The organism is Streptomyces sp. NPDC002643 (genome assembly GCF_053592555.1).
The window spans coordinates 58,313-75,439 of the sequence record NZ_JBSFVY010000001.1 but is presented as its reverse complement, the minus strand read 5'-3'; the positions used below and the strand labels follow the sequence as shown (position 1 = coordinate 75,439).

The 17,127-nt window shown below is 69.8% G+C and carries 10 protein-coding genes and 2 pseudogenes; 4 read left to right on the top strand and 8 right to left on the bottom strand.

All coding sequences use genetic code 11. The features are described from left to right. Positions 1–11: 11 nt before the first annotated feature. Both ACWD4G_RS00320 and ACWD4G_RS00315 read right to left on the bottom strand, forming a co-directional pair. Positions 12–992, bottom strand: a complete 981-nt coding sequence (locus ACWD4G_RS00320) for a DNA polymerase Y family protein (protein ID WP_451289792.1) — start codon at positions 990–992, stop codon at positions 12–14. Then, complete coding sequence (locus ACWD4G_RS00315) at positions 989–4,441, bottom strand: DNA polymerase III subunit alpha (RefSeq protein WP_451289791.1); 3,453 nt, start codon at positions 4,439–4,441, stop codon at positions 989–991. Before ACWD4G_RS00315 ends, ACWD4G_RS00320 begins: the two co-directional genes overlap by 4 nt. Positions 4,442–5,793: 1,352 nt before the next feature. On the opposite strand from ACWD4G_RS00315, the gene ACWD4G_RS00310 reads away from it, so the two are divergent. From ACWD4G_RS00310 to ACWD4G_RS00300, 3 genes and pseudogenes are all read left to right on the top strand, one after another. Then, positions 5,794–6,060 (top strand): helix-turn-helix transcriptional regulator, encoded by a 267-nt coding sequence (locus tag ACWD4G_RS00310; RefSeq protein ID WP_451289790.1) that lies wholly within the window; start codon positions 5,794–5,796, stop codon positions 6,058–6,060. Between the two features lie 158 nt (positions 6,061–6,218). After that, positions 6,219–6,602, top strand: a pseudogene (locus ACWD4G_RS00305) (DUF6083 domain-containing protein); the annotation flags it as partial. Positions 6,603–6,756: 154 nt separating this feature from the next. Continuing rightward, positions 6,757–7,663: pseudogene (locus tag ACWD4G_RS00300) on the top strand (DUF3533 domain-containing protein); the annotation flags it as partial. On the opposite strand, the gene ACWD4G_RS00295 reads toward ACWD4G_RS00300, so the two are convergent. From ACWD4G_RS00295 to ACWD4G_RS00275, 5 genes are all read right to left on the bottom strand, one after another. Continuing rightward, positions 7,642–8,721 carry a S1 family peptidase gene (locus tag ACWD4G_RS00295; RefSeq protein ID WP_451289789.1) on the bottom strand — a complete coding sequence of 360 codons (1,080 nt, stop codon included), beginning with the start codon at positions 8,719–8,721 and terminating at the stop codon, positions 7,642–7,644. The pseudogene ACWD4G_RS00300 and the gene ACWD4G_RS00295 overlap by 22 nt on opposite strands. A 356-nt stretch (positions 8,722–9,077) precedes the next feature. Beyond that, a complete protein-coding gene (locus ACWD4G_RS00290) occupies positions 9,078–9,986 on the bottom strand; it encodes a slipin family protein (RefSeq protein ID WP_451290267.1) in 909 nt (302 codons plus the stop codon). A 220-nt stretch (positions 9,987–10,206) separates the two neighbouring features. Continuing rightward, positions 10,207–11,109, bottom strand: a complete 903-nt coding sequence (locus ACWD4G_RS00285; protein ID WP_451289788.1) for a S1 family peptidase — start codon at positions 11,107–11,109, stop codon at positions 10,207–10,209. Between the two features lie 558 nt (positions 11,110–11,667). Further along, on the bottom strand, positions 11,668–13,416 hold the full coding sequence (locus ACWD4G_RS00280; protein WP_451289786.1) for an FAD/NAD(P)-binding protein: 1,749 nt from the start codon (positions 13,414–13,416) through the stop codon (positions 11,668–11,670). A 486-nt stretch (positions 13,417–13,902) separates the two neighbouring features. Beyond that, entirely contained in the window at positions 13,903–15,030 is a 1,128-nt protein-coding gene (locus ACWD4G_RS00275; RefSeq protein WP_451289785.1) for a DUF5685 family protein, read from the bottom strand. Between the two features lie 290 nt (positions 15,031–15,320). Here ACWD4G_RS00275 and ACWD4G_RS00270 point away from each other — a divergent pair, with 290 nt between their 5' ends. Beyond that, positions 15,321–15,764, top strand: coding sequence for a cell division protein SepF (locus tag ACWD4G_RS00270; RefSeq protein WP_451289783.1), 444 nt, complete (start codon positions 15,321–15,323; stop codon positions 15,762–15,764). Between the two features lie 58 nt (positions 15,765–15,822). Here ACWD4G_RS00270 and ACWD4G_RS00265 read toward each other — a convergent pair whose 3' ends face one another. Further along, the gene (locus ACWD4G_RS00265) at positions 15,823–17,013 is read right to left on the bottom strand and encodes an acyl-CoA dehydrogenase family protein (protein WP_451289782.1); all 1,191 of its coding nucleotides are present in this window, start codon (positions 17,011–17,013) and stop codon (positions 15,823–15,825) included. Between the last annotated feature and the right edge of the window lie 114 nt (positions 17,014–17,127).

Sequence of the window (17,127 nt, the reverse complement as noted above, 5' to 3'; positions counted from 1 at the left end):
GGCGAAAGCGATCAATCAGCCAGAGCGGCTGGGCGGACAGCCTCCGGTCCGAAGCGGCGGCGAGCGCGGTCGGCGGCGGCTTCGGCGGCACGGATGCGGGCGTCTTTGGGGTCCAGGGAGAGCTGGCGGTAGACGCTGTCGGCCGACAGCAGGTCGTCGGCGCGGATCGAGAAGGCGCGGACGCGCGCTCGCTGTAGTCCGAGGGAGGCCAACAGACCCAGGCTGGCTGCCGCGAGTGCGGGTGAGTGGTTGGTGGGTTCCGGCAGCGTACGCGTGCGCGTGGTGGAGCTGCGGTCGGCGTACCGCACGGTGAGGGTGGTGCGGCCGGCGACCTGGCGTTCCTTGCGCAGGCGTTGGCCGATCTGGTCGGCGAGTCCCAGGACTGCTCGGTGCTGCTGCGCCGGGTCGAGGCAGTCCCGCTCCAAGGCCAGGTCGGCGACCAGATGTGCCGCCGGTTCCGACGGTGTGACCGGACGGGGGTCATGTCCGCGGGCGCGCTCGGCCAGCAGACGGGCGGGACCTGCGCCGAGCAGTCGCTGCAGGGTTCCGGCGGGCAGGTCGACGATCTGGCCGATGGTGTGCAGGCCGTACTTGCTGAGCGTCTCCGATGTGGTGCGGCCGATCCCGGGCAGCGCGGTGACCGGCCGCGGATACAGCCAGTCGGCCGCCTGCCCGGCCGGGACCCAGGTGGTCTCGCCGGGCGCGGACGCGTCGGTGGCCATGGCGGCCAGCATGCGGTTGTTGGCGAGACCGGCGCTGCTGTCGATGCCGTACAGCGCCTTCAGTCGGATCTTCGCCAACTGGACGACGTCATAGGGGGACAGCTCGAAGTAGCGGAGCGCCGACGTCAGATCGAGCTGGACGGCATTGGGCGGGACGGCCTGGACATGGGGTGTGACACCGTACATCAGTTCGATGACGTCGGTGTACTGATCCTCGGTCAGTGCTGCGTGCAAGTGGAGGTGGGCGATGTGCCGCTGGCGCGTGGTCATCCTGCGCTCCCCGGGCTGCGGTGTCCGAACTTCTTCAAGTCGGCGGAGCGGGTGCCGGCAGGCTGGAGGTCAGCATAGGGGTGCAGGCGCGCGCCGGTAGTGCCGTTGATCAGAGTGCGGTGCGGCTGGGCGGGGGTCGGGTGCGGGCGGGTCTCGCCGAGGAGGACGAGAGCGGCCTCCGGACCGTGGTCGCGGCGGGCGGCGGCGATCTCGTCGAGGTCCCAGGCCATGGTGCCGACTACGGTACGGCGGGTGCCGCGCACCTGGACCGTGCCGCGTACCAGCAGCAGGCCGCTGTGGAAGACGGTGTGGGCGCAGGCCGGGTGGGAGTCCTCGAAGAAGGCCAGGTCGACCAGGCCGGAGCCGTCCTCCAGGGTGACGAAGATGATCCGCTTGCCGCTGGCGATCGGCGGGGTCTGGGTGGACGCCCGTACCCCGGCGACGAGGACCTGCTGACCGGCGCGCATCCCGGCCAGGTGGGCGGCGTCGGTCGCGCCGATCTCACGCAGCAGCCGGTGGTGGTGTTCCATCAGGTGTTTGGAGACGTCGATGCCGAGGGTGCTCAACTCGGCGCTCAGGGCCTCGCGTCCGGTCATCTCCGGCAGCCCGCTGGGCTCCGTTCCACCAACTGCTCCTGTTTCGATGGGCAGTTGCCCCTCGTGCGCGGACCGGGTACGGGACTGCCGATGCAACTCTGCGATCTGGAGCAGGAGATCGCGTCGGGTGAGCCGGCTGTCGTGCAGACAGTCCAGGGCGCCGATCTCGGCGAGGCGTTCGGCGACAGGGCGGCTGGGGTGGGCCCGCTGCCAGAAGTCCGACAGCGATCCGTACGGTTGCCCCGCCTCGATCCGGGCGCACTCCTCCTCGCTGATGCCTCGCACTGCGGACAGCGCGAGCCGTACGCCCCACTGGTCTCCGTCGGTCTTCTCCACGGTGTGCTTCACCTGGGAGTGGTTGATGTCGACGGGCAGGATCTGTACGCCGCCGCGGCGGGCATCGGAGACCAGGACGCGCTTGGGCCACATACCGGGGTCGTGTTCGAGTAGACCGGCCAACAGGAACGCCGGGTAGTGCGCCTTGAGCCAGGCGCTTTGCAGAGCGGGTACCGCGAAGGCGACCGCGTGGGCCCGGCAGAAGCCATAGGCGCCGAAAGCCTCGACGGTCTTCCAGACTTCGTCCCGGACGGCCGCGCTGTAGCCACGCGCGCCCGCCCGCTCGTGGAACCACTCCTTGATCCTGGGCAGTTGCTCCTTGTCGCCGAGCGCCCGTCGGGTGATCTCCCCGAAGGCCCGGTCGCAGCCGGTCATCACCCGCAGGGTCTCGATGATCTGCTCGTGCCAGATGGTCACGCCGTAGGTGTCGGCGAGCACCGGCTCCAGATCCGGGTGCGCGTACGACGGCGTGCCCCCGTGCCGGGCGGCGATGTACCGCTCGGGCATGCCTCCGGCGACCGGCCCGGGGCGGAAGAGGCTGATGTCGGCGATGACGTCCTGCGGATTGCGCGGCTGCAGCCGGGACAGCAGGTCCTGCTGGCCGGGCGACTCCAGTTGGAACAGGCCCAGCGTCCGACTGTCCTGAATCAGCTTGAAGGCGAAGACGTCGTCGAGCGGCACCTGTTTCGGGTCGTCCAGATCGATGCGATTGCCGGTCACCCGTTCGATCTCGGTGATCGTATGAGCCATTGAGGACAACATCCGGACGCCCAGGACATCCAGTTTGATGTTGCCCAGCGCCTCGATCTCCTCCTTCGCCGCCATGGCCATGGGGTAGTCACCCTGAGGAGTGGGCTGCACCGGCAGTCGGTCCAGGAGGGAGGCATCGCTGATGACCACGCCGCAGGGGTGCATGGCCATGCCGTGGACCAGGGAGTCGAGGCCTTCGGCAAGCTCCCACAGGGGGCCGTACCGGTGCGCCTCGGCCGCCAGCTGTTGCAACTCGGGCAGTTCGGTGAGTGCGCCGGTGATGTCGGACGCCCGCAGGTGCGGGAAGCTCTTGGCGATCCGGTCGACGTCCGCCGGCGGAATCCCCAGGGCGAGACCGGTGTCACGCAGGGCCCGGCGTGCCCGGTAGGTCTCGGGCATCGCGGTGACGGCGACCCGCTCTTTCCCGAACCGGTCGAAGATCGTGTCGTAGCACTCCAGGCGTCTGGCGGACTCCACGTCGATGTCGATGTCGGGCAGCGAAGCCCGGCGCACGCTCAGGAAGCGTTCGAACAGCAGACGATGGTCGAGCGGGTTGGCCGTGGCGATACCCAGCGCGTGACAGACCATCGACCCGGCGCCCGAACCCCGGGCCGCGACCCTGATGCCCTTGGCTCGGATGTCAGCCACGACCTGGCCGACGGCGAGGAAGTACGAGTCGCAGGACAGCGTGGAGATCACTTTGAGCTCTTCGGCCAGCCGTTCGAGCGCCGCCCGGTCGCGGTCGAGACCGCGTCGGACCAGGCCGGCCTCGCACTGCCTGCGCAGCAGTTGGGCAGCTCCTCCCGCCCTCGACTCAGCCCCGAAGAGCGACGGCTCCGGAAAATGCCGCGTACCGAGTCCGAGGTCCGCTACCGGGTCGACGGTGCACTCGGCCGCCGTGGCAGCGGTGTCCGCCATCAGGCGCCGGGCCCGACGAACGTCCGTCCCCGCGCACTCGGCGATCATCCGCGCCACGCTCGCCATTCCTCTCTCGTCCTTGAGCCAGCGCTGTCCGGTGTCCAAGTAACGCCGGTCGATGGGGCGCAGTAGTCGTGCGGCGTCCAGGACGTCGGCGAGGCGGTGCTGGTCGGGGTCGGCGTAGCGGACGGCGTTGGAGAGCACCGCGGTGGTACGGGTGCGATCGGCCAGTGCCAGGGTGCGGGCGGCCAGACGCAAGGATCCCGGACCGATGCCGAAACGTTTCTGCGCAACGACTTCCAACCGGACGCCCCTCCCGAAGATCTCCTTCCAGGGCGCCAGCAGCTTCATCGCGACGTCCTCCCGACCCACCGACAGCGCCCGCACCGGTTCCGAAAGCGGCCCGAGCAGCACGGTCAGGCCGGGGCCGCCGTACTCGTGCAGCGCCTCCCACGGCACCACCGGCGCCGTACCGGACACGGCGCCGACGTGGGCGGCCGAGGTGATGCGGCACAGTCGCGCCCATCCCTCCCGGCCCTGGGCGAGCAGCACGAACCGCAGGGGCGGCTCGACAACATGCGCGCCGCCGCGCGCCGGAGTACGGTGCCGCTGGGCGGGCGGCGCGGGCGCGAGAGCCTCCATCGCGAGGTCAATACCGAAGATCGGCCGCACCCCGTCTTTCGCACACGCATGCGCGAACCGGACGACACCAGTGACCGTATCCCGGTCAGTGAGGGCGAGCGCCGCCATGCCTCGCTCGGCCGCCCGCCGGGCGAGGTGGTCGGGGTGGGCTGCGCCGTAGCGAACGGAGTAACCGGACGCGACGTGCAGATGGGCGAAGCCCGTCATGCCGCACCTCCATCACTCCACCCCTTTTCAGCCATAAGCCCGATATCTTCATCGTACGCTCGTTCGATTACTCTAACCCCATCAGCACCGGTCAGCGACCTGGATTCGAACATGTCAGCGATTCCCTGGCGAGGTGAGCGCGTCCGGAAACAGACACCACTCACCATCTCCTCAACGGGGCAGAGCAGTTGGGGAAACCACCCCCGTACCGCTCAGTCACCCAGCACCCCAGGGCAGACGAACAGCCCCAGACCGGCCCGTCGGCAGTTCCCAGCACAGATCTCCTGACTCAAGAGCCACGCTCCAGGAGGCGAGGGACACCGCCAACCGGCCGAGCACGGGGATCAAAGCCTCGGGAACGAGCCCACACTCATGCGCAATCCGGTCTGCTTCGACACACCCATGACCAACCGAGAAATCCGTGTGCGCCGCAAGGCAGAGGACAGTCAGCCGCAGAGCCGGGTCGTCGGCACCCACACCGCCGCCTCTCGCCATGCGCAGCGCCCAGTCAGCAGCCTTTCTCCGGGTGGGCTGGTGTTCTGCGAAGGCATCGCGCCTGCTCCAGTTCACTCCACGGGAGCGGATCTCGACCTAGGCGGAGACTGCGCAGGACCCCGAACGGCAACCGGACCCGCCCGTCGGCATTCATGCGCAGGGCACACTGCACGGCAAGCAGTCGGGCCGCAGCCCCGGTGTGGCTCGGCAGGGTTGCGGCCAGGTAGCTGAGCATCTCCCGTACCCGGGTCTGACCCCCCGGCCCTTTGAGCCACCGTTTGCGGCGCCGCGAGGCACTGTCCGACAGCGCCGCAGCCGTACGCAGGAAGGTTTCCGGAACCACGGCGGCCTGCACCGTCACCGACGCACAGGCCGTGCAGGCATCGGCAAGTCGCCAAAGCCGTCCACCCCGCTCGCGGGCGAGGAGAAGGCGAACCGGGCCGGCGCAGCCGCGGTGCCGAGGGTGCCAGCGACACCCCCGTTCGTGACACTGACAGGTGCACAGGTAAGACGGCAGAACGTCGCGCCGGGCATGCCCGGCCAGATGCTCGAGTACCGCAGAGCGTGCGGATACGGCAGTGAGCAGTATGCTCCGGCGATCGCACCGCTGGCATACGAGCTGAGGCCCGCTGGATCCAGGCCGCAGCTCCACAGTCCAGGCACGCCGCGCTGTCGGACACGTCGTGCGGAGCCTCATAGGGCGCCTTCCTTCCAGTCCCGTCCCGCGCCGTTGTCCGCTCAGAGAGAGGCAGCACACGGTAGTGCAGACCTCTGCCCTCTCGCCCGGGCTACTACCTGGGGAAATAGGGCAGAGGTCTGCACTGACAGGGCAGGTGTCTGCCCCGTCGGATGGTCAGGTGACGATCTTTCCGCCCGACCCGGACTTCGAGGCGCTTCGCCAGGAGCTCGCGCGCCTGCGGGCGGCCCGAGGGTGGAGCTATGACGAACTCGCTGCCCGTAGCGGCCTCGCCAGACGGACCCTCATCGAGATCGAGCAGGGCCGCACGATCGGCACTCTGAAGACCTGGCATGCCCTCGCGCACGCTCTGAGCACTCCGCTAGACGACTTCTTCTCCACGCTGTGCAGCGGACACGCCCCCCCACATACAAAAGCCGACGGCTGACCGGCTCCGGGACGGGATTCACCAACCGCCCGAATTGATGACCCGAAGCGAACACACACTCGCACTCTCGAAAATCAGTCCCAGCAGATACGGCCGTCCAGGGGACCCTGCGGCAGCGACACCGGCCGAACGGCGTGTTGGCTGGCAGGTTCGCCCGCATGCGCTCCACACCCCCTTTCCCGCACCGCCGGAACGGCAGCCCCGTCCACGCCCACGCAAGGCGCTCCCTCCGCGTAAGCAGCGACAGCGCCAGCCGTCTGCTGCGGCGCGGCCAGAGCGACCGCTGCCGGGACTGCGGCAACCGCATCGAGTGGTACCACCGCACCAACGAGCGACACATCCGCCTGCACCCGGACGAACTGCCTGCCGAGAAGGTGCCGTCGACCTGCCACTGGCATGTCAGCCGCGGTGTCGCTCATCCAGCGGGCGACGGCAGCGACTGGTGCCGCCTGCCGCATGCCCTGCTGTGCCCCGCCCGCGACGACCTTCCCGCTGCCCCCGAATTGGCAGGGCTGCGCCGCGCCCTGGCGGTCAACACCCGCCGCCTGATCGACCTCGGCGCATTCGTTCCCCCTTCCGCTCCACCAAACGCCGAGACCTCGCCGACGGCTACGTGCCGACCGGCCCGCCCTGTCGTGCAACTCCTGTACGTCCGTTACCTCGCCAGCCGCCCGGTGGACGAGATCCAGTGCGTCGCTCAGGAACGTGCCGTTCGGCGTGGTCGCGCCCCGGCCGGCGGTGGCCGCACAGGCGGTGGAGCGGCTGGCGGGGCTTCCGGGCGAGCCGCTGGACCCGCGTACGGTGGCCGACGAGGCGACGGCGCGCGAACGGATCGTGGACCGGGACATCGACGGCGCCCTGCTGGTCGACCCGGCGAGCACCGCGGACATCCTGTTGGTGGCCTCCGGCAGCGGCCGTTCCCTCTCCAACGCGCTGGCCACGCTCACCGCCGCGCTGGAGCAGAGCGAGGGCCGCACGGTCGAGGTGGTGGACGTGGCCCCGGCCGACCGGGGGGACGCCAACGGGCTGACGTCCTTCTATCTGCTCGTGGGCTGGTGCGTGGGCGGCTATCTGTGCGCCTCGGCGCTGGCGATGAGCGCGGGCGCACGCCCCACCAACCTGAGGCGCGGGGTGATCCGGCTCTGCGCGCTGGCGCTGTTCTCCGTCCTCGGCGGACTCGGCGGCGCGGTGATCGCCGGTCCGGTGCTGGGCGCCCTGCCGGGGAGCGTGGCCGCGCTGTGGGGGCTCGGGACGCTGGTGGTGTTCGCGGTGGGCGCGGCCACGCTGGCGCTCCAGTGCGTGTTCGGGATCGCCGGTATTCGGGGTGGCCGTCCTGCTGGTGGTGATCGCCGGCAATCCGAGTGCGGGCGGCGCGCTGCCCCCGCCGCTGCTGCCACCGTTCTGGGAGGCGATAGGCCCGGCGCTGCCGCCGGGCGCGGGCGTCTGGGCGGCCCGTTCGATCGCGTACTTCGAGAGCAACGACATCACCGGCTCGCTGCTGGTCCTCGCGGCCTGGGCGGCGGCGGGGGCCGCCATCACCGTGGCGATGGCGGCCCTGAGGAGGAGATCCGACCGGGAGGGTCAGCCGATCTCGGCGCCGTAGACGCTCAGCGCCTCGGTGACGGGCTGGAAGAAGGTCTCGCCGCCGGAGGTGCAGTCGCCACTGCCGCCGGAGGTGAGGCCGATGGCGGAGGAGCCCGAGAAGAGCGAGCCGCCGCTGTCGCCGGGCTCGGCGCAGACATCGGTCTGGATGAGGCCGTTGACGATGTCGCCGTTGCCGTAGTTCACGGTGGCGTCGAGGCCGGTGACCGTGCCGCTGTGGACCTGGGTGGTGGAGCCGCTGCGGGTGACGCGCATCCCGACGGTGGCGTCGGCGGCGCCGCTGATGGCCTGGGTGGAGCCGTCGTAGAGGTTGACCTCGCTGGGGTGGTCGACGTCGGCGGTGTACTTGACCAGGCCGTAGTCGTCACCGGGGAAGCTGGAGTCCTCGTTCTCGCCGATGACCTGGCCGCCGGCCGACCAGGTGGAGATGGACTCGGTGCAGTGCCCGGCGGTCAGGAAGTACGGCTCGCCGTCCTTGACGACGTTGAAGCCGAGGGAGCAGCGGCCACCGCCGCCGGTGATGGCGTCGCCGCCCGCGACGAAGGGCTTGTACTCGCCCTTGGTGCGCCTCAGTTCGGCCGTGGCGCCGAGCCCGTCGACGACCTCGGTGAGTCTGGCCAGCTCGGCCTTGGAGACGGTGCGGTCGGCGGTGACGACGACCTTGTTGGTGGTGGGATCGGTGACCCAGGAGGTGCCGGGGATGGTGGCGTCCTCCCTGAGGGTGCCGCGGGCGCTCTTCAGCTCGGCGAGGGAGTTCTCGACGACCCGGGCCTTGGCGCCGGCCTTCTCGACGGTCTCGGCGGCGGCCTCGTCGAGCACGTTGACGACGAGGAGCTTGCTCTTCGCGTCGTAGTACGTTCCCGCGGCGTCGGCGCCGAGGTCGGCGTCGAGAGTCAGGGCGAGCTTTCCGGCCGCCGTGACGGAGAGCGCCTTCGGCTCGGGGGTCGGGGCGGTCTCGCTCGCGTTCGCAGTCTGGAAGGTCACTCCCGCGGCGACCAGGGCGGTGATGCCCGCTCCGGTCATGACGGCACGGCGCCTGGGTATGCGTCGGTGCTTCAACTCACGTCCTCCTGTGGGGGGTCGGCCGGGAGGGTTGTGGGGACCCTCGTCGACCGGAAGGCGTACGGAAATGGAGGCGGCACACAACAAAAGCGCCGCGTCCATGCCAACTTTCGGCGCCCACTATTCCGAGGCGCGCGGGGCACACACAAGGTCGACTTCAGGCCGTGCGCACAACGAGGGCGCACGCCCCCTATGCCATTACCGTCCGGTAACGCACCATCTGAATTCCCACTGCAAACACGCGACGCAACGACCCCTTGAGCAGCGGGTGAGGTCTAGTCCTGTCCGAAACCCGACCATTCGGGGTCCGGATTCCAGCGGGGCCCGTGCGTCGGAAGTTGCTCCCGCATCGATTACCGATCGCCCTCGGACGGCTGCGGAGCATCGCTCGAAGGCGCCGGGGACTCACCGGAGGCGGCCCGCCGAACCCCCTCGGCCAACTGCTGCGGCAGACCCGTGGCCGCCATCTGCCGCGCCGCCTCCGCAGCCGTCGGCGGCGGCCCCGCCTGCGCCCTCTCCAGGAAGCGCAGCAGCTCCACCGGGAACGGCAGGACGAGCGTGGAGTTCTTCTCGGCGGCCACGGCGACCACGGTCTGCAGGAGGCGGAGTTGGAGGGCGGCCGGGGTCTCGGACATCTCCTTGGCCGCCTCGGCGAGCTTCTTGGACGCCTGCAGTTCGGCGTCGGCGTTGATGACCCGCGCCCGCCGCTCACGGTCGGCCTCGGCCTGCCGGGCCATGGACCGCTTCATGGTCTCGGGCAGGGAGACGTCCTTGATCTCGACCCGGTCGATGGTGACGCCCCACTCCACCGCCGGGCTGTCGATCATCAGCTCCAGCCCCTGGTTGAGCTTCTCCCGGTTGGAGAGCAGATCGTCCAGCTCGCTCTTGCCGATGATGGACCTGAGCGAGGTCTGCGCCATCTGCGAGACGGCGAACCGGTAGTCCTCCACCCGCACGACGGCATCGGCGGCCGAGGTCACCTTGAAGTAGACGACGGCGTCCACGCGGACCGTGACGTTGTCCCGGGTGATGCCCTCCTGGGCCGGCACCGGCATCGTCACGATCTGCATATTGACCTTCTGGAGCCGGTCGACGAAGGGCAGGATCATCGTGAACCCGGGCCCGCGCACATCCGACCGCAGCCGCCCGAGCCGGAACACCACCCCCCGCTCGTACTGCTTCACGACCCGCGCCGCCGCCATCACATAGGCCGCGCCGACCGACGCGAGGGCCACTCCGGCCGTCACCAGCTCCTCGACCATCACGGCCCCCAGGGTCCGAAGTGGGCGTATGAGAGGGAGTACTCACGAGCACGCCACGCGCCCCTGGCGCGCGCCTGCACGCATCTCGACGGTAACTCCGCCGAACGGACAAGGGCGAGCCCCCGCACGCCATCCGTGCGGGGGCTCTTCTGCTGCCGGCTGCGACCGGCGTTTCGGGAGCGGATGCCGGGGGGAAGAGCACCGGCTCCCGTCGGTCGTCCTAGTAGACGGCGACGCCGTAGGCGCTCAGCGCCTCGGTGACCGGCTGGAAGAAGGTCGTACCACCCGAGGTGCAGTTGCCGCTGCCGCCGGAGGTGAGACCGTACGCCACACCGTTGCTGCCGTAGAGCGGGCCACCGGAGTCGCCGGGCTCGGCGCAGACCGTGGTCTGGATCATGCCGTAGACGATGTCACCGCCGCCGTAGTTCACGGTCGCGTTGAGGGCGGTCACCCGTCCGGTGTGGGTACCGGTGGTGGAGCCGGTACGGATGACGTTGGTGCCCACGCTCGGGGTGGCGGCGCTGGTGATGTCCACGCTGCCGGCGGTGCCGTCCTTGGCGATGGTCGTGTTGCTGTAACGCACAAGACCGTAGTCGTTGGTCGGGAAGCTCGACCCGGCGGTCGGACCGAGGACCGTCGTACGGCCGGAGTTGGAGTACCAGGTGCCGGCACCATCGGTGCAGTGACCGGCGGTCACGAAGTAATAAGTGCTACCACTGCGGACGTTGAAGCCGAGGGAGCAGCGCCAGCTACTCGCATAGATGGCGTCGCCGCCCTTGATCAACTTATTGAACTTGCCCGGGGTCCGCTTGATCGTCAGGGCGTCGGCGTTGTCACCGGCGGCCTCCTCGATCTTCGCGAGCTCCGCGGCGGAGACGGTGCTGTCGACGGTGACCACGACCTTGCTCGTCGCCGGGTCGATCGCCCAGGCGGTGCCCGGGACATCGGCCGCGAGCACCGACGAGCTGGCGCTCTTCAGTTCGGCGGCGCTGAAGGTCTGGGTGCCGGCCGCGTTGGCGGTAGGGACCGTGACGGCGGCTGCGGCCACGAGTCCGGCGGCCACGGCGATCAGCCGGGTCCGTCTCGCTATGCCACTGCGGGGGGTGGTGCGCGTGATCCTCACTGTTCGTTCCCTCCTACGGGGAAGTCGGGGGCCCGCGTGGGGTCGGGGCCCGTGAGGCGACGAATCAGGGGCAAGGCTCCGGATTCCGGACACGCCGTGCCCCTGACAAGGCGCTGCCGGGAAGTATTCGGCCGCACCGCCGATCCCCGCAAGAGTGCCTTTCGGCCGCACGAATTCCAACTGGCGTGCGGACTGCGCCCATTGGGCCCACCAGTGGCTATGTGGGGGTTCTGTGTGAATCCTGAGCATCACTCGAAGGGGTCACCGGGGCGCCCATTCGGGGCCGCCTCCCACTCCCCGCCCGAACCCGCCCGCCGCCGGGGAACTGACGTTCGTACTGGATGGCTCCCCCAGCCGGCGTCTCCCGCACCGAGGCCCCCGGACCACGAACCGGCATTCCTCCGCCCCTGGAGCACCGATCACCACCCCCACCCAGAACCGTCTTCCACGACAACGCCCCGCAAAGCACCCCACCGGGCCCCTCACCCGGGGCCGAGGCCACCACCTCGGAGGTGTCCGGAATTCGCTCTACGGAACGGCCGGCGAACGGCAGGGTGGTCACCCCCCTCCCAAAACGGCCAGCACGGCCCGCGCGGTCGCGTCGTTCTGCCGAAACGCCGGCCCCCCGGTCCGTGGCCGGGTGAACGCCCCCGGCGCCCGCGCATCGGTGAACGGCCCCAGCGCGAACCGCCGAGGATGCCCCCGCCCACCCCGATCGAGCACCCGCCCGTCCCCCGGATCGACGGCGAGCAGCCCCTCCCCGCTCTCGACCGCGCTCCCCTCGGCGAACAGCCCGCGCAGCACCTCTTCCCGCCCCCGCCCCACCGTCGGCTCCGGCAACCGCGCCTCCACCAGCGCCCTCGCCGCCACCGACCCCCCGGGCACGCTGGAACTCGACGCCCGGAACACCCCACCCTCGGCGGCCACCTCCATGTCCGCCCCGACGAACCTCACCACGCCCGCCCGCGACAACGCCAGCAACTGCCGCAGCCGAGGTCCGGGCGGCCCGGAGGCGAGAAAGCTGAAGAACCCGTGCCACCACCCCCCGACGCCCCCCAGCCGCATCAGCTGCCCGTACACGGACAGCAACCCGAAGAAGACCCCCAGGTCCGCGCTGAACGCCGGATCATGACGACGAGCCAGATCGGCCTCCACATACCCCCGAAGCCCCTCCTGGAAATAGTCGAACGAGGCATACCGCACCCCCTCCAACGGCCGGTCCAGCGAGTCGAGATCGAGCCGGTCCGCCGGGTCCGGCACAGCCGACGCCACCAGCACCGCCCGTTCCCCGGCATCCCCCACCACCGCGTACTTCTCCTCGAAGTCCGCCCAGGCCATGGCCGTCCGCTCGGGATGCGCACCGAACAACCGGTGATAGTGCGCGAACCCCAACTCCTTCTCCACCAGCGGCCACACATCCCGCCGAAAGTCGAACCCGCCCTCCCTGGCCAGCAGTTCCCCGACCTCCACGGGCCCGAAGAACCGAGGCAACGGCGGCCGCTCCCCCACCAGCCCGTACCCGATCTTCGAGTGATACGGCACCCCACGCCGCGACCCGACGTACAGCACCGGCTCCCGCCCGGAAGGCCGATACGTCAGCTCACCACCCCCCTCGAAGTCCCCTTCGTAGACCCCGCCCCGCCCTTCCGTGAGCAGCACCATGAGATCGACGAAGGCCAGCCCGAACCCCCGTACGAGCACGGGTTCCCCGGGTGCGAGGGACGACAGATCGCTGTCGGCGGTGAAGTCCGGCGGCAGATGGACCAGCCCATGGGCGCGGGCGTACTCGGCCAACGCGGCCTGCTCGTCGTCTAGTTCGGCGTCCATGTGCCCGAGCGCGAGCACCACGGCATCGGCGAGCAGCGGACGCGGACGCCCTTCCAGCCACACCCGCTGACGCCCCTCGCGCGCCCCTTCGACCCGCAGCGCCCTGTACGGATGGTGCCGGACGGCGACCCCCTCGGGCAGTGAGGCCACGGCCCGCTCGTACACCCACCGCAGATAGGCGCCCTGCACCCGCCGTTCCGGAAAGACCCGCCCGTCGAGTCCGGCCCACTCGCGCAAGGTGGGCCCCTCCCGCACCGGCCCGTCCATCCGCACCGTCTCGTCGGTGAACATCGTGACGTCCTCGGCCTGCGAGTTCATCCACAACAACGGCGACTGATCGTCCCGCCAGATCCGCCCGGCCCCCGGCGGATACGGATCGACCACATGAAGGTCGAACCCGGAGCCCGTGTACGACTCCCCCGCGTTGGCGGCGATCCGCTCGATCAGCCCGGTCGCCCTCGGCCCACCCCCGACGACCACCAGGGCCGGCCGCTCACCGGGAGAAAGGGGAGAGGGGGAAGAAGCAGAGGAATCGGAAGAAGGTTCAGCAGAGGGCAGAGGGCCATGGGAAGACGGCATGCGAAGGGCTCCGTGAAGCGTCGTGTCGAGCACGGGTGCCTTCACACAGGGGGCGCCGGAGAGAACGGCGCGCGGGACCGGGCCCCTCAGCAGCGGTCCGCGTCGAGACTACGGCGGCGTTTCCCCTCGCTGTCAAGGGTGTCCGCACTGTGAGCCGTACGTCTCACACCGTTGACTCCCCTCCGGATGCCTGTTCCACTGATGCACATGCATTCGCAGCAGTGGCTGGTCACGCGCTCCCACATCGACTTCGGTCGCGTGTGGTCCTCATCCTGTTGAGCCGACCCCCTGCGCGCCCCGACGCAACGGGGCTTCTGCGCGTACGCCGTTCTCCCTCGCCCTCGCCTTCACACGCGCGCCCCTCACTCGCGCCCTCTGCGCCCTGACTCAGCAGTCACAACCGCAGCCGTCACAGCAGCAACCGTCACAGCCACAGCCATCGCAGTCACAGCAGTCGCAACCGTCGCAGTCCCGGCAGGCACCCTCGCGCTTCTTCCGGGACCACGGCCCCTCGTACTCCTTCGCACAGCACAACTGGCAGGTGCAGCACAGCAACCCGAACATCCCGCACCCCGCCCAGAATCCCCGCCGCTTCGGCGGCTGAGGCGAGGGCACCCCACCGAAATGTCCTTGCTGCCCCTGATGCGCCGAACACACCGACACCGTCCCGAACACCCGGTCCACCGACCGCCGCAGCTCATGCACGAGGAGCAGATGCGCCAGCCTGCCGTCCACGAAGTGGACCTCGTTCAGGGCGAGCCGGATGCCGTGCAGGGCGTCCTCGGCGAGACGGCGGGCCTCGATCAGGGACGTCCCCGTGGCGGTCAGGGGGTTCCAGGCGCCGGAGGCGGTGTCGGCGGCCTGGTCCTCGACGGCGTCGAGGAGATGGGCGAGCCGTCCGAAGAGACGGCCGGCCTCGGCGAGGGGTTCGGCGTTTCCGGGGCGGCCGGCGAGCATCGCGGTGTGGGCGAAGGCCGCGGCGGTCGCGGTCTCCGTCGGCTCGGTGACGGCCGACAGCGGTGTCCCGGGCCCGGCGAGCGCCTCGATCCCGATCTGCCGGTCCACGGCATCCACCAGCACCGCCGTGTCGAACCCCACGTCAGATCCCGTACGGGCACCGGCGCGTCCCCAACTCGTCGCGACCCGGCGCGCGGCGAGCGCCACCGGGCGCCGTGCGAGCAACCCGTCCCCGTCGGCCACATGGTCGCGCACCTTGGCCGAGGCGAGCACCAGCGAGACGGCGGCGGCCAGCCGCGCGCCCTCACCCCGGGCGACGGACGCGGTGCGCATCCCCCGCAGTGGACAGGGCCCGGCGGTCCGTCGCCGGTCGGCGCTCCGCTCGGCCTGAGCCTCCGTCAACACCGAGACCAGCAAACCGTCGTAATTGGTGACGACCCGGGCGAACTGTCCGTGGTCGCCGCGCAGCGCGAGACAGAGCCCGCACAAATGCGCCATCCACTGTGTCCGCAGCCCTTCGCCGAGCCGATGACCGCAGGGCCTCACGATCCCGAACACGACACCCCCGTGCCCCCATGACCGTCGGATATGCCCGCATCGTAGCCCTCGGACCGTTCACCCGGACGCCCCGACACTCACCCAAACGCCGTGAACAATATTATTTCACTCCCAGTCAGCAAGTGTGTACGGCAGAGCCCTTGGGGCACATGGACTCTCGACGAATTCGTTCTGCACCAGTACCGTCACGAAACCCCCGTGCGGCGTCTATCCACTTGGCGAGACATCCGCATCATGGACGACGATAGGGATGCGGAAAGAGACAAAGACCGCTGTGAGAGGAGGCGTCCATGGGATCGGTGCGCAAGGCGAGTGCCTGGCTTGGCCTCGTCGACGACAACGATGACGAGCGTTACTACGACGACGACTACGCCGATGAGCGGGAGTCCGGCCCCGGCGAGGCCTGGGTCACCGACCCCCGGGTGAAGGTCGCGTCGGAGTCCGCACAGGAACAGGGCCGCAGGATCGGCACCGTCACGCCGGACAGCTTCCGTGACGCCCGGCACATCGGCGAGCTCTTCCGGGACGGTGTCCCGGTCATCATGAACCTCACGAACATGGATTCCGCCGACGCCAAGCGTGTCGTCGACTTCGCGGCCGGTCTGATCTTCGGTCTGCGTGGCTCGATCGAGCGGGTGTCCAACCGGGTGTTCCTGCTGACGCCCGCCGATACGGAGATCGTCAGCGGCGAGGCCGCCGGCCGTCCGGCCGACGGCTTCTTCAACCAGAGCTGAGGCAGGGCGGCTCACCCGCCCGCCTTCCGGTGTTCACGGTGTCGACGAGGTCACCTGGTCACCGGAAGGCGTCGAGACCGGTGAGCGCCTTGCCCAGCACGAGCTGGTGCATCTCGACGGTGCCCTCGTAGGTGAGCACGGACTCCAGATTGGTCGCGTGCCGCATCACCGGATATTCGAGGGAGATCCCGTTCGCACCGAGAATCGTCCGGGCGGTACGGCAGATCTCGATCGCCTCCCGTACGTTGTTCAGCTTACCGAAGCTGATCTGCTCGGGCCGTAGCCGTCCCGCGTCCATCCGCCGCCCCAGGTGGTGGGCGAGCAGAATCCCCTTGTGCAACTCGACCGCCATGTCGGCGAGTTTGGCCTGGGTGAGCTGGAACCCGCCGATCGGCCTGCCGAACTGCTCCCGTGTCTTGGCGTAGTCGACGGCGGCCTCGAAACACGCGCGCGCCGCCCCCATCGAGCCCCACACGATCCCGTACCGGGCGTGCGAGAGACAACTCAGCGGCCCCTTCAACCCGATGACCTCCGGCAGTACGGCATCGGCGGGCAACCGTACGTCGTCCAGCACGAGTTCGCTGGTGACGGAGGCGCGCAGCGACCACTTGTGCTTGATCTCGGGCGCCGAGAAGCCGGGGCTGTCGGTCGGCACGACAAACCCCCGCATACCCTCCTCGGTCCGCGCCCACACGACGGCGACCCCCGCGACGGACCCATTGGTGATCCACATCTTCCGCCCGCTCAGCACCCAGTCGCCGCCGTCACGCTTGGCGTACGTCCGCATCGACGCCGGATCGGACCCGTGGTCGGGCTCGGTCAGCCCGAAGCATCCGATGACCTCGCCGGAGGCCATCCTCGGCAGCCAGGTCTCCTTCTGCTCCTCGCTCCCGAACCGATGGATGGCGTACATGGCGAGCGACCCCTGCACGGAGACGAGCGAGCGAATCCCGGAGTCCGCCGCCTCCAACTCCAGACAGGCCAGCCCGTACTGCACCGCACTGGCCCCGGCGCACCCATACCCCTCCAACGACATCCCGAGCGCCCCGATACCCCCCAACTCCCGCGCCAGTTCCCGAATCCCGGGCAACTCCCCCACCTCGTACCACCCGGCGACATGGGGCACCACCCGATCCGCCGCCCAACTCCGCACGGTGTCCCGAACGGCGAGGTCCTCGGGGTCGAGCAGATCGTCGAGCCCCAGGGGGTCGGCGGGGTCGAAGGGCGGGAGCTTCGCGGGCGCGGCCATGGTGACAACCTCCGGCTCACTGAAAAACTAGCGACGCTAGTCACGGGTCGAACCCGACGGTATGTCGCGCCGAGGCGCACGTCCACCGATACATCGCATCCGCAGGCCGGTGGG